The 12,698-nt window shown below is 67.9% G+C and carries 11 protein-coding genes; 1 reads left to right on the forward strand and 10 read right to left on the reverse strand.

The window, feature by feature from the left end; translation table 11 throughout:
- Positions 1-110: 110 nt before the first annotated feature.
- The 8 genes from OXR08_RS01255 to OXR08_RS01290 form a co-directional block, all read right to left on the reverse strand.
- Positions 111-1,124 (reverse strand): phytase, encoded by a 1,014-nt coding sequence (locus OXR08_RS01255; RefSeq protein WP_267347260.1) that lies wholly within the window; start codon positions 1,122-1,124, stop codon positions 111-113.
- The gene (locus OXR08_RS01260; protein WP_267347261.1) at positions 1,121-3,907 is read right to left on the reverse strand and encodes a TonB-dependent receptor; all 2,787 of its coding nucleotides are present in this window, start codon (positions 3,905-3,907) and stop codon (positions 1,121-1,123) included. Before OXR08_RS01260 ends, OXR08_RS01255 begins: the two co-directional genes overlap by 4 nt.
- A gap of 241 nt (positions 3,908-4,148) precedes the next feature.
- Positions 4,149-5,252, reverse strand: a complete 1,104-nt coding sequence (locus OXR08_RS01265; RefSeq protein ID WP_267347262.1) for a Gfo/Idh/MocA family oxidoreductase — start codon at positions 5,250-5,252, stop codon at positions 4,149-4,151.
- Between the two features lie 74 nt (positions 5,253-5,326).
- A complete protein-coding gene (gene msrB / locus OXR08_RS01270) occupies positions 5,327-5,776 on the reverse strand; it encodes a peptide-methionine (R)-S-oxide reductase MsrB (RefSeq protein WP_267347263.1) in 450 nt (149 codons plus the stop codon).
- A gap of 17 nt (positions 5,777-5,793) precedes the next feature.
- The gene (locus OXR08_RS01275; RefSeq protein ID WP_267347264.1) at positions 5,794-6,729 is read right to left on the reverse strand and encodes an FAD:protein FMN transferase; all 936 of its coding nucleotides are present in this window, start codon (positions 6,727-6,729) and stop codon (positions 5,794-5,796) included.
- A 29-nt stretch (positions 6,730-6,758) separates the two neighbouring features.
- Positions 6,759-7,586: a DUF4198 domain-containing protein gene (locus OXR08_RS01280; RefSeq protein ID WP_267347265.1), complete on the reverse strand. Its 828-nt coding sequence runs from the start codon at positions 7,584-7,586 to the stop codon at positions 6,759-6,761.
- 11 nt (positions 7,587-7,597) lie between these two features.
- Positions 7,598-8,077: a DUF2271 domain-containing protein gene (locus OXR08_RS01285; RefSeq protein ID WP_267347266.1), complete on the reverse strand. Its 480-nt coding sequence runs from the start codon at positions 8,075-8,077 to the stop codon at positions 7,598-7,600.
- A gap of 12 nt (positions 8,078-8,089) precedes the next feature.
- The gene (locus OXR08_RS01290) at positions 8,090-8,782 is read right to left on the reverse strand and encodes a PepSY-associated TM helix domain-containing protein (RefSeq protein ID WP_267347267.1); all 693 of its coding nucleotides are present in this window, start codon (positions 8,780-8,782) and stop codon (positions 8,090-8,092) included.
- Between the two features lie 355 nt (positions 8,783-9,137).
- Here OXR08_RS01290 and OXR08_RS01295 point away from each other — a divergent pair, with 355 nt between their 5' ends.
- Positions 9,138-9,380: a hypothetical protein gene (locus tag OXR08_RS01295; RefSeq protein ID WP_112381793.1), complete on the forward strand. Its 243-nt coding sequence runs from the start codon at positions 9,138-9,140 to the stop codon at positions 9,378-9,380.
- 372 nt (positions 9,381-9,752) lie between these two features.
- Here the strand turns inward: OXR08_RS01295 and OXR08_RS01300 are convergent, their stop codons facing one another.
- Together OXR08_RS01300 and OXR08_RS01305 are read right to left on the reverse strand one after the other, a co-directional pair.
- Positions 9,753-11,201 carry a globin-coupled sensor protein gene (locus OXR08_RS01300; RefSeq protein ID WP_267347268.1) on the reverse strand — a complete coding sequence of 483 codons (1,449 nt, stop codon included), beginning with the start codon at positions 11,199-11,201 and terminating at the stop codon, positions 9,753-9,755.
- Positions 11,202-11,270: 69 nt separating this feature from the next.
- Entirely contained in the window at positions 11,271-12,644 is a 1,374-nt protein-coding gene (locus tag OXR08_RS01305) for a hypothetical protein (protein WP_267347269.1), read from the reverse strand.
- Between the last annotated feature and the right edge of the window lie 54 nt (positions 12,645-12,698).

A 12,698-nucleotide genomic window follows, 5' to 3' on the forward strand; every position in this document is an offset into this window, starting at 1 on the left:
CCCTCACCCTTTCCCTCCCCCGGCGGGAGCATCGGGTGAACAGTGCCCCGCACTGTTCACCCGATGCTGGAGGGAGCGGCGAAGCCGCAGAAGGGTGAGGGTGACGGAGCTTACTTCCCCAATGCCTTCAGTATCTTTTCCCAGCTGACATATTTGAAGTTCTGCGTTTCGGGCGCGTTGTCGCCGTCCTGTGCCACGAACAGGCCGCGGGGATAGTCGGGTCCGAAGTCGCCGAGCGCGAGTTCGATGCCGTCGGTCTCGCTGGTGCCGTCGATCGGGCCGCCGTCGATGCGGAAGCGGCCGGCATAGGTGACGCCCGGCAGGCGGTAGAGCGTATAGGCGTTGTCGCCCTGGCTGGAGGCGACGAGATAGCCGCCGTTGCGCCCCTGCGGTGCCAGCGCCAGCCCCTCGGCATCGGCGAACAGCGTCCTGCCATCGACCTGCGCGATGGGCGTGCCGGTGACGGGGGCCGCCGGATCGGCGGCAAAGCGCCACAGGCCGACATCCTCCTCCGCGACGTAGAGAAGGCCGGTGCGGTCGTCGACGACGCAACCCTCCGCCTGCGTGGCGACCTTCATGCTGCGCACCGTTTTTACCTGGGGGGTGGCGCCGGCGGTGTCGATCGCGACCTGGTCGATGCGGCCATCCTTGAGGACGACGAAGCCGAACAGCGCCTTGTCGCTGGCCCTCGTCCACAGGCACATGCCGTACGCTTCGCCGGTGCCCACCGGATAGCGGCCCAGCGGTTGCAGGCGGGCGGCGGCGGTGTCGAGCAGGAACAGCGACACATGCGCGGTCGCCACGTCCGCACGGTCGCTGGCGGCGACGACGACGTGGCCCCCCAGGTCGCGCAGATCGACATTGTTGAGGCGCGCGGCGGGGGTGAAGGACAGGCGTTTGCCCTTCATGTCGTAGACGTGGATACCCGCCTTCTTGTCGGTGCCGATGACCAGGCTTTTCGCCGGGTCGGCGGCGTTGCGCCAGATGGCGGGGTCGTCGGCGGCGTCGGCAGCGGTATCGACCGGATCGGTTTCCGCGGTGGCGGGAACGTTTGGAGCGACATCGCTGGCCGGCGGCACCGTGGCGCAGCCGGCGAGCAGCCCGGCGAGCAGCAGCGCCCTCACAGCTTCACCCGCACGCCGCCGAAGATCGTGTAACCGAACTTCTCATATTCATAGACGCGCTGGCGATTGCCGTAATAGCGCACGCCCGGCGAGTTGGTCAGGTTCTTGCCCTCCACGAACAGGTTGAGCGCCTCGTTGAGCTGGATGCTGCCCGTCGCGTCGAGCTGGCCGCGGCCCTCCCAATAGAGGTCCAGTTCGGGGGCGTCGGCGTTGATCTCGTCCAGATAATCCGAACGCTTGGTGTAGGCGACGCGCAGGTTGACGGGGCCGCGCTCGTAAAAGAGCGAGGCGTTCCACATGTGTTTGGACTGGCCCGGCAAGCGGAAGACCCGGCGCCCGGCATAGGCCTGCGCCAGTTCCGCCTCGCCCTGGGTATAGGTGTAGTTGGCGAAGATGCCGAAGCCGCCGAGGACGCCGGGGAGGAAGGCGAACTGCTGCTGCCAGTTGACCTCGACGCCGTAGAGATGGCCGTCGGGCGCGTTTTCGGGGGTGGTGATGAACGCGCTGGGGGCATCGCCAAAGGGACCGCGGCGGGTGACCGTGTAGCGATAGTCGGTCAGGTCCTTGTAGAAGCCGTTGACCGCGATGATGCCGAGCGGGCGGATGTAATATTCGAGGCCGGCATCGATATTGTTGGCGAGGACCGGGCGCAGGTTCGGGTTGCCGGCCTCGACACGCACGGTGTTCCCCTCCGTCTCGTTGAGGAGGCGGGGCGCGATCTCCGGGAAGTTCGGGCGGTTGATCGCGCGGGTGAGCGCGAGGCGGCCGATGACGTTGGGGGTGAACGCCTGGCGCAGCGTCAGGTTCGGGAAGAAGTCGGTATAGCCGTTCTTGCCGATCGCGGCGCTGGCCGGGGTGGTTGCGCGAAAATCGGTGGTCTCGACGCGCAGGCCGGCGATCAGCGTGGTCGGGCCGAACTCGAACTTGCCCATGCCGAACACGCCCATGATCTTTTCATTGGCGCGGTAGTCGGCCGCGATCGAGTCGGGCAGGCGGCGCTGCGAGGCGGCCTTGGTCCGGTCGAAATAGGCGTCTGCGGCGCCGGTATCGATGCGGTTGCCCAACACATAGTCGAAGTTGCGCGATTCCTCGTCGGACAGGAGGCCGGTCAGCGTCTCGGTCGGGGCGGCCGTAGCGCGGCGGTCGCGGAAGCGTTCCTCGTCGGCACTGATGTTGCGTTCGCGGTACTTGCCGCCGGTGCTGAGCGTCGCGACGCCGTCGCCCATCGGTACCGGCAGGTCGAAGCGGGCCGAGGCGCTGAACTGGTCGTTCTTCGTCGTGTTCGACCGGTAGGTGTTCTCGTAGAAGCTGTAGCGGTCGGTTTGCAGATGCTCGTTCGAGGTGAACAGCGAATAGCTCGGCAGATCGGCATTGTTGCCGAAATCATAGGAAAGCCGCGGACGCAGCGACGAGCGGAACAGCAGTTCGTCACGGCGCGGATAGGTTTGTGCGGATTCGGTATAGGCCGCGTCGAAGCGGAAGGTGCCGTCGCCCAGCCGCTGTTCGCCGCCGGTGGTGACCGACCAGATCTCGTTCACCTGCACGCGGTGGCGTACCTGCTTGGTCAGGCGCGTGTTGGTAAAGGTGGCGGCGGTGTCGGTAGAGCCGGGTTGCAGCGTGCCATCGGTCCAGATGATGGCCAGGCGATCGCGAAACTCATCGTCCTTGAACCGGGCATAGGAGCCGCGAACCCACAGGCGGGTGGCGTCGGACGGGCGCCATTCGAACGCGCCGGTGCCGGCGATCCGCTCGCGCTTGGTGTCGTAATCCTTGAACAGCGTCTCGGTGACGCGCAGCAGGTCGCCGACATAGTCCCAGCCATTCTCGACATTGTCGGGGCGGCGATGGGTGCGCGAATAGCTGCCCGAGACGAGCACGCCGAACTGCTTGTCCGCGCCGAACCGGTCGCTGACCGATCCGGAGGCGCGGTAGTCGCTGCCCTTGCCGAACTGGTTGTAGCTGGCGCCGGCCATGCCGGTCAGCGCGAAGCCGCGGCGGTCGAAGGGCGAGCGGGTGGTGATGTTGACCGCGCCGGCGATCGAGTCCGCTTCCTGATCGGGGAGCAGCGACTTGGACACTTCGAGATTGGCGACGATGTCGGAGGGCAGGGTGTCGAGATCGACCGCACGGGTGCTGGGATCGACCGAGGCGATCTGCACGCCGTCCACCGAAATGGCCGACCATTCGCTGGGCGCGCCGCGGACGTTGATGTAGCGGCCCTCGCCCTGATCGCGCTCGATGCCGACGCCGGGGGCGCGTTGCAGCGCCTCGGCGATGTTGGGATCGGGGAAGCGGCCGATCGCGTCCGCCGAGATGATGGTGACGGTGTTGTCGGCCTGACGCTGCTGGTTGAGCGCGCGGGCGGTGTTGTCGAGCAGCGAGGCGCCGACGACGACGATCTCGTTATCGGCGGTGCCGGCGGCGGGCAGCGTGACCTCGACGCGGGCGCCGCGATCGGCGGGGGTGATGAGGCGCGTCTGGCGGGGACGGCCAAGATAATCGATCAGCAGCGTCACGTCGCCCTCGGCGGGCACGGAGACGGTGAATTCCCCCTGCAGGCTGGTCGTCGCCTCGATCCCGGTGCCCTCCACGACGATGCGCGCGCCGGGCAGGGCGACGCCGGCGGCGTCATAGACGCGGCCCGAGATGGTGGGGCCGGCAACGGGTGCGGCGGCGGCGACGGGCGTCGCATCCGGCGCGGCCCGAGCCGGTGCGGCGGCCAGGGTGATGGCGAGAAGCGAGGCACCCGCAAGCATGCGGATACCGGGCGTGGCGGCGTTCATGATGTCCCCCCTGGGCGCTTGATCGTGAGTGCCGGCGCATCGGGCGCCAGTCGCTGAAGGGGGGCTTTGGGGCAGCGATGTTACAGGGGCGCGCCAATTTGGTGACGGGTCGGTGATGGATTCGTGACGGGGGTGTTACGGGCGCTCGAAGCTCTTTCCCCCTCGGGGAGAGGGGTCAGCGATGAGCGCCTGCTGGTAGTTGCAGAACCCTCCCCCTCCCCGTGGGGGAGAGGGAGTGAAATCATGCCAGCTTGATCTGGCGGCCTTCGCGTGCGGAGCGGTAGATTGCTTCGATCAGGCGGAGGTCGGCCAGGCCCTCCTCGCCCGCGACGATCGGCTGGCGACCGGTCAGCGCGCATTCGGACAGGTGATCGAGCTGGCCGACGAACTGGTTGACCGGGCCGGGGGGCACGTCGCGCACCGCTTCCTTGCCGTCCTTGCGGATGCGCATGCGCTGCCCCTCGTAGGAGGTGGCGGGTTCCAGGTCGATCCAGCCATCGGTGCCGACGACGCGGTAGCGATTATGGTTCGAGCTGTAGCTGGACACGCAATCGGCGATCGCCCCGGAGGGGAAGCGCAGCATGAAGTTGATCTGGTCCTCCACGGTGCGGAAGCGTGGATCGCTCTTGTCGGTGGACTCGACCGCGGTGACCGAGACGGGTTCCTCGCCCATGAGATAGCGCGCGGCGTTCAGGCTGTAGATGCCGATATCCATCAGCGACCCGCCGCCCGCCATCGCCTTGTCCAGCCGCCACTGGTTCGGCTGGGCGTTGAAGCCGTGTTCGGCGGTGACGATGCGGGTGCGCCCGACATGCGCCTGCCGGGCCAGCTGGATCGCAAGAACGTTGTGCGGCTCGAACCGGGAGCGGTAGCCGATCATCAGCTTGCGGTTGGCGCGTTTGGCGGCGGCGATCATCGCCTCGCACTCGGCGGCGCTGACTGCCATCGGCTTTTCGCACATGACGTGCTTGCCCGCCTGGCTGGCGCGGATCGAGTATTCGGCGTGCATGTTGTTGGGCAGGACGACATAGACGATGTCGATATCGGGATTGTCGCGGATGCGATCATAGTTCGCGTAGCTGTAGCGGTGCGTCTTGGGGATGCCGTATTCGTCGCCGTAGCGGGCGAGCTTTTCCGGCGTGCCGCTGACCAGGGCGACGAGGCGCGAGGACCGGCAATTCCTGAACTGCGGCATGATCTGGCGCGTGGCATAGCCGCCCAGGCCGACAACGGCGTAGCCGAGCTTGCGACCGGGGGCCTGGGCCAGGGCGCCGGATGCTGCGCCCGCCAGACCGAGGCCCATCAGATTGAGCGCGGTGCGCCGATTAAAATCCTCTCCGATCATGGACTTGTCTCCCATTTTCCCACCCGTGCACAGCCTGCACGGGTGGGGGGAGCTTGTCCATCGGCAAGGGCGGGTCAGCCCAGGTCTTCGACCTGATCGAGATAGTCGCCATATCCCTGCGCCTCCATCTCCTCGCGAGGCACGAAGCGTAGCGCGGCGGAGTTGATGCAGTAGCGCAGGCCGCCCCGGTCGCGCGGGCCGTCGGGGAAGACATGGCCGAGATGGCTGTCGCCATGCGCCGAGCGGACCTCGGTGCGGACCATGCCGTGGCTGCGGTCGTGCAGTTCGGTGACATGGGCGGGCTCGATCGGCTTGGTGAAGCTGGGCCAGCCGCAGCCGGACTCATATTTGTCCGACGAGGCGAAGAGCGGTTCGCCGGACACCACATCGACATAGATGCCGGGCTTCTTGTTGTCCAGCAGCGCGCCGGTGCCGGGGCGTTCGGTGCCGCTCTGCTGGGTGACGTAGAATTCCTCGGGGGTCAGCCGGGCGATCGCCTCTTCGGTGCGGGCATAGCGGGTCATGCGAACGTCTCCTGTTCCTACGGTTCGAGCATCGCGAGCAACGCGGGGCTCAGCCATTCGTCCCATGTCCCGCGCCGCCGCATCACCAGCCGCGCGGCAAGCGCGTGGCGGATGGCAAAGGCGGCGCCTGCATCCGGGCCCAGCACGGTCAGCGCGGTGGCGAACGCATCCGCCTCCATGGCGCTGGGGTGGATCACGCTGGCGGCGACGACGCCGTGCGCGGCCGGGCGGCCGGTGCGGGGGTCGAGATTATGGTCGCCACGGATGTAGGTGCCCGAGGTGGCGACCGCCAGATCGTGGAGTGCGATGCGCAAGGGGGCAAGGGGGGCGCCGGGCGGGTTTTCGATATCGACCCACCAGGGGTCGCCATCGGGGCGGATGCCGGTGCCGCGGAGTTCGCCGCCGATTTCGACAAGGGCATGGCCGATCGGCAAGCGACGCAGGACGTTTGCGAGCGCATCGACGGCGTGGCCCTTGGCGATGCCGGACAGGTCGAGCGCGAGGCCGCCGGGCTGGCGGAGGCGGCGGGCGGCGGCGTCCCAGGCGAGGTGTTGCCAGCCGTTGCGGGGGCCGGACGCCCGGGTGGGGCCGTGACCATGGGCGTTGACGAGGTGGCCGATGGCAGGGTCGAAGGCGCCGTCGCTCGACCCGGCGATGCGCAGGGCGGCGGCGATGACATGGGCGAAATCGGGAGGCAGGTCGATCCAATGGCCGGCGGGCGCGCGGTTGAAGCGGGACAGGACCGAGTCCGTGTCCCAGTGGCTCATTTCCGCAACGATGCGCGCCAGCGTCTGCGTGATCGCCGCGGCGATCGGGGCGGGGTCGGCATGACCGGCATAGAGGACGCGCCAGCGGGTGCCCATGGTCGGGCCCTCCAGCGTGACGATCGGTGCGGATGCGTCACGCGTGGCGAAGGCGGCGGGGTCGATACGGGTGGGGAGGGCGATGCGCATGTCGACCGTCGCCCTGCCCCATCCGCGCCTTACGGTGCCATCACTTCCAGCGTGGTGACATAGCCCAGCCGACGCTCGGTGGCACGCGGCGTGGTGGTGGTGTTGTCGGTCGCGGTGGCGTTCAGCCAGTACATGCCCGCGGCCGGCCAGGTCACGGTCAGGAGCCCTTGCGCATCGGTGGTCAGGTCCATCGCGTTCTCGGAGTCGCGGTAGCGCTTGCCGCCGGGAATGACGGTGACCTTGAGGTTGGCGGCCGGCTTTCCGTCGACGAGGAAGCGGAACTTCGCCGGCTCGCCCGCGACCAGCTCGTCCGGGTGGGTGACGGGGGACAGCTCCAGACCCTTGTTGGTCGGCTTGAACACGGTCGTGGTGGGCGCGCCGGCGGTCACAAAGATCTCGTTGCGGTTGACGATCTCGGTCAGCTTCACGTCGGTCGCATTCGCCGGGATATCGGCGACAGTCAGCGGCGGCGGCATGTCGGGGCGGGGCGGGCCGCGGCGGCCGATGCGCTTTTCCTCGCCATTTACCTTGAAGCTGCCCATGACGGCGCTGTTCTCGCTGCCGATCTTCCAGGTGCCGGGCTTGTCCAGCTTCACGTCGAAGACAGAGCGGTAGCGGCCGGTGGCGCCGTTCTGAAGCTGGCCGGGGGTGCCGTCCGGTTGCCAGACCTTCATCGCATCGAGCCGCATCGGCTGGTGATCGAAGAAGAACAGGTCGTTCGACACCGCCGCATCGACCGTCACCCAGCTGCCGGTGCCCGAGAAGATCGTGCCCGACGGGAGCAGCCAGCCGCGATGCGCGGATACGGCAGCGGGGATGGACAGGAGCGCGGTGGCGACAAGCAGGAAGCGCTTCATGGAGAACTCCTTTAGCGGGCGGAGAGGGCGACGGCGCCGAGTTCGGACGTGCCGCTTTTCTGCGCGGTGCCGTTCGGCACGGTGACGGGGATGCTGACCAGTTCGCGGCCGCCGGTCTCGCGCGCAGCCTCGACGTTCAGGACATATTGGCCGGGCTTCAGATCGGCGGGCAGCGGGATGCGATACTGGCCGGGGGCACGGGTGGCCCCGCTGACGCCGTTTGCGGGCATCGCCATGCTGCGCCCGCCCTTGCGCCACCAGGACCGCAGATCGGCGAGCCATTTGGTGCCGGGCTCGTTGCCGCCCTTCTTCACGTCATACCATAGCGCTACCGTGCGCGCGGGGCCGCCGGCCGCCGGCTCCAGCCAGACCGCGACATAGGGCTTGTGATATTCGGCGACGTTCAGGCGCGGAATGGTGACGGTGACCGTACCGGCGGTGGCCGGCGCGGCGATCATGCCGATGCCGAGCAGAAGCGGCGATGGACGCATGGAAAAACCCCCTCAGTGGATGAACAGGATGGCGAGCAGTGCCGGCACGACCAGCCCGGCGGCGACCAGCGGCCAGGTGGACGGCCGGTGGCGGGCATGGAGCTGAAGCAGCAGCAGCCCGGTCAGCGTGAACAGGATGCAGGCGACGGCAAAGACATCGATGAACCAGAACCAGGCGGTGCCCGCGTTGCGCCCCTTGTGCAGGTCGTTGAGGTAGGAGATCCAGCCGCGATCGGTGATCTCCGCCGTGATCCGGCCGCTGGCGCGGTCGATCGACAGCCAGGCGTCGCCGCCGGGGCGGGGGAGGGCGACATAGACCTCCCCATCCGACCATTCGGCGGCGTGGCCGGCGGGATCGAGGCCGACCGCGCGCTTGGCGGCAGCAGCGACCTTTGTGGGGAGCGGCGCATCCGGTGCCGGGGGCGGCACCGCCAGCGCGCGCACGATCAGCGGCGGCAGCGGTGCATTCCGGGTGGTGACAACCGGCGTCGCGGCGATCGAGGCGGCATGGTTGAGCGTAACGCCCGTGATCGCGAACAACAGCATCGCGACCAGCGACACGGCGGCGCTGATCCAGTGCCAGGTATGAAGCTGTTTGAGCCACCAGCCGCGCCATTTGCGCTTCGCCGGGCGGGACGCGCGGGCCGCCGGCTGGGGAGCGGCCGGTTGGGGAGCGGGGGAAGGGGAAAGGCGAAGCTGATCCACGCCGCCTGCCTAATCCTCGGCATGGTGCAATGCAAGGCTAATGCGAGTGATTATCACGGTTATGCAATCGTGGCGCATGCTTGCCCGCCGAGGCCGATACGGACGATTATGCGCTTTCCGCCAGGCCACTACTTGAATGCACCCATGTTGCGGTGCAACATAAGGGATTGTTCGAGGAGGCGTCATGGGCGTGCAGGAAACGATCATGGCGGTGGCATTGGTGTCGGTGGGCAGCATGCTGATGTGGCTGGAAGCCGCGTGGCGCAAGCGTTCGTAACATTCGCAACAGTAAAGAGGCTGGACTTCCGACTTGATTCAGGTCATGAGCGACACTCGCATTTTGGGAGTTCTAATCATGTTCGGTAAGATCCTTACCGCTGCTGCCGCAACCGTGCTCGTCGCGGCTCCGGTTGCAGCCGCTCCGGCCAACTCGGCCGCCAGCCTGTCGGTTGCCAAGTCGGCTCGCGCCGCTGCTCCGGCTGCCAAGAAGAACGAGCTCGCCGGTGGTGGCGTGATCGTTGCCGTGCTCGCCGCTGCTGCGGTCGTTGCCGGCATCGTGATCGTTGCCGACAGCGACGACGACTCGGACAGCAACTGAGCTGTTCCGCGCGGGCGGGCCTCCCGCTTCCAAGACGCTGAGCCGCCGCGCGGTCGATGGGGAGTCCTTCGGGGCTCCCCATTTTCGTTTGGGGGCGGGCTCGCGGCGTTGTCGCCTAATGGGATGGTTGGGCCGGGTGCTTCGGCACGAGCGGAGGTGGTGGGCTGGGTATGACACGCAACGCTTCAACCCCGATCCACATCCACCCCGTCCGTTCGCCTCGAGTAAGGATCGAGCTTGTCGAGAGCCTGTATCGAGAGGTGCCTGCTTGTGGCGAGGGTCTCTCGATACGCCGTCTCGATACGCAGCTTTGCTGCTACTCGACGACTACTCGAGACGAACGGATAGAGGGACAGTTGATGGCATCCCGCGTCAGCGCGTCGCGACCAGTCTGATCGGCTCTGCACGCCTCGGCACAGGCAGAGTCGCCGCCTGACCGAGCTGGAAGCGGGCGACCTCGCGGGCCAGTGCGTCGGCTTCGGCGGCGAGATCGCGGGCGGCGGCGGCGGCGTGTTCGACCATCGCCGCATTCTGCTGGGTGACGCCGTCCATCTCCGCCACCGCGGTGTTCACCTGCGCCAGCCCCTGCGCCTGTTGTCCCGCCGCCTCGGTGATCTGGGCGACCAGCGCGTCGACATCGGCGATATGGGCGATGATGCGCTCCAGCGCCTCGCCGGTGCTGTTGACCCGGTCGACGCCGACACGCACCTGTGCCGAGGCGCCGGTGATCCGTGCCTTTACGTCCTTGGCCGCGTCGGCCGAGCGTTGTGCCAGCGCGCGCACCTCCGACGCCACCACCGCAAAGCCCCGGCCGGCCTCTCCGGCGCGTGCGGCCTCGACTCCGGCGTTGAGCGCGAGCAGGTTGGTCTGGAAGGCGATGCCGTCGATCACCGCGATGATGTCGACGATCTCGGCCGAGGCGCGGGCGATGCCGTCCATCGCGGCCATCGCCTCGCGCACGATCGTGCCGCTGGTCTGTGCCTCGCCACGGGCCTGGCCGACCGCGCCGTTGGCGCGCGCGGCGTCCTCGGCGGTGCGGCGGACGGTGCTGGTGATCTGGTCCATCGCCGCGGCGGTTTCCTCCAGGCTGGCGGCCTGTTGCTCGGTGCGCTGGGACAGCGTGTCGGATGCGCCGCTGACCCCTGAGGAGCCGGTGTTGATGCGGGCGGCGGCATCCGCGACCTGGCCGAGCGTGGCGGAAAAGCGGGTGCGCATCGATTCGAAATCGGCGGCGAGCGCTTCGTAGCCGGGGGGCAGGTCATCCAGCGTGGCGGTGAAATCGCCGCCCGCCAGCCGTTCGAGCACGCGGCCGACCTGTGCGATCACCGCCTCGCGCCGGGCTTCCTCGGCCTGGAAATAGGCGGACAGGGCGACGTCCATGTCGAGCAGCGACGCCTTCACCAGCGTGGTCGCGGTGCGCGACGCGGCAAGCGGGTTGAGCATGCCGCGGCGCAGGATCCTGGGCAGGATGTCTTCGAGGATGCGGGCATAGCCGCTGATGTACCAGGTGGGGGACAGGCCGATGCGGGCGTGGACGCTGCCGATGCGTTCGGCGCGGATGCGGTACTGGTCGTCCAGCGGGCCGGAGAAGAGGGTGAGCCAGTGGTCGAGCTGCTTGTCGCGGGCATGGTCCATCGCGGCGGGCGAGCCGAAAAAGGCGGCCGCCCTGGGCGTCGCGCGGATATGGTCGTACAGGCGGCGCAGCGCGGCGGGGGCGTGGCGCGCGACGATCTTGCGGACCGCCGGAAAGGCGCGGTAGCTGCCCGGCGTATAGCCGAAGGCGGCGAGTTTTTCCGTAAAGCTGGTGATCGGCTCGGACATGGTTCCTCCTGCCCGCATCGCTAGGCGCAAGAGGTGAAATCCAAGATAATAGAGTGCGTTGTTCCGGTTCTATCGGGCGAGAGACGCACCCATTTCGGATCGATGGGCCATGGGTAGCGAACGGCGCCACCGCGGACGTGCGGCCGCGGCCCGGGCCTGGAAGATCGTGTAGCCGCACAGGAAACCGTACAGGCCCAGCCCCTCCACCTGCCAGAAGGGCATGGTCGCCATGTTGAGCAGGAAGAAGGCGAAGTGGGCGGCGACCAGCTTGATGCGCTCGCCCGCGGCGCGAAAGGCGGCGGCGGCCATGACGATCCACAGCAGCACCATCGCGGCGACCCCGAACAGGCCGAGTTCGTAGAGCGTGCCGACCAGCGTGTTGTGCGGATAGACCTTGAACAGCCCTTCCCAGCTTTCCGGGCCGAAGCCGACAAGTGTCTGGACGGCGCCGCCCTCCTTCCACGCGTACAGATAGCTGCTCCAGATCAGCGGGCGGGCCGACATGACCTGGCGATCGGCATAGTCGAATTCGCGGGGGGGTTTGATGAGCTGGCCGGGGTGGGAGAGGAAGGTGACGAGGTCGGCGAACTTGTCGGCATAGAGGATGGCGGCGAGGGACAGGACGACGGTGCCGCCGACAAGTGCGCTCGTCGCCATGAAGGCGCGCTGTTCGCGCCGGACGCTGACCGTCATGCCCATGAAGAAGGTGGCGGCGGCGAGCGGGGCGAGCGCGAGGATCGACGTGCGGTATCCGGCGAGCTGGATGCCGATCAGGGTGACGAAGAGGAAGGCGATGCGGATGGCGGGGCGGACCGAGCGGGCGAAGCAGCCGACGGTGAAGCCCGCCACCAGCGCGACCGAGAAGGCGCCTTCGTGGTTATAGCCGCCGATCCAGACCAGGCCGTCGCCGGTTTCCGACCCCTTGGGCAGATGCAGCACCACCGACAGCGCCTGGAAGACGAGCAGCGGCAGGAAGGCGACCAGCGCCCAGCCGATGAAGCGCCCCTCCGGATCGAGGCGCAGCGCCTGGAACACGGCAACCGCGATGACGATCAGATAGGCGTATTTGACCGCGGTGTTGATGCCGCCGGCGGGATCGTGGTTGAGCACCGCGCTGACCATCGCGACGGCGATGATGAGATAGATCGGCAGCAATTGCCGGATGGCGAGATTGGCGGGGCGGACGATGAAGGCGAGCCCGATCGCGGTGACGCCGATCGACAGGAGCGCATTGCCCGACAGCCCGGCGCCGAGCCGCTTGAACATGTAGATGTGATAGGCGCCCGCAATGTAGCGGAGCCAGAGCGCGATGATGACGAACTTGCCCGGCACGCTGGCCGTGTTGCGGATCGCCATGACCAGCGGCACGATGAGCAGCAGCGTGACGGGGATGAGGACGCCGAGGCCGAAGGCGGGGCCGTAGCTGGAGAGGGTGGCGTTCATTTGTACCGCCCCTCCCCTTCAGGGGAGGGGTTGGGGGTGGGGCCTGTCCGCAGG

Origin of the sequence: Sphingomonas sp. GM_Shp_2 (genome assembly GCF_026540875.1) — a bacterium.
Lineage (GTDB): Bacteria > Pseudomonadota > Alphaproteobacteria > Sphingomonadales > Sphingomonadaceae > Sphingomonas > Sphingomonas carotinifaciens.

Excerpts from the sequence above, each read along its gene's own strand:
- OXR08_RS01285 (WP_267347266.1), bottom strand. The coding sequence starts at position 8,077 with ATGCGTCCATCGCCGCTTCTGCTCGGCATCGGCATGATCGCCGCGCCG.
- OXR08_RS01260 (WP_267347261.1), bottom strand. The coding sequence starts at position 3,907 with ATGAACGCCGCCACGCCCGGTATCCGCATGCTTGCGGGTGCCTCGCTT.
- OXR08_RS01275 (WP_267347264.1), bottom strand. The coding sequence starts at position 6,729 with ATGCGCATCGCCCTCCCCACCCGTATCGACCCCGCCGCCTTCGCCACG.
- OXR08_RS01280 (WP_267347265.1), bottom strand. The coding sequence starts at position 7,586 with ATGAAGCGCTTCCTGCTTGTCGCCACCGCGCTCCTGTCCATCCCCGCT.
- OXR08_RS01305 (WP_267347269.1), bottom strand. The coding sequence starts at position 12,644 with ATGAACGCCACCCTCTCCAGCTACGGCCCCGCCTTCGGCCTCGGCGTC.
- OXR08_RS01295 (WP_112381793.1), top strand. The coding sequence starts at position 9,138 with ATGTTCGGTAAGATCCTTACCGCTGCTGCCGCAACCGTGCTCGTCGCG.
- OXR08_RS01265 (WP_267347262.1), bottom strand. The coding sequence starts at position 5,252 with ATGATCGGAGAGGATTTTAATCGGCGCACCGCGCTCAATCTGATGGGC.
- OXR08_RS01300 (WP_267347268.1), bottom strand. The coding sequence starts at position 11,201 with ATGTCCGAGCCGATCACCAGCTTTACGGAAAAACTCGCCGCCTTCGGC.
- msrB (WP_267347263.1), bottom strand. The coding sequence starts at position 5,776 with ATGACCCGCTATGCCCGCACCGAAGAGGCGATCGCCCGGCTGACCCCC.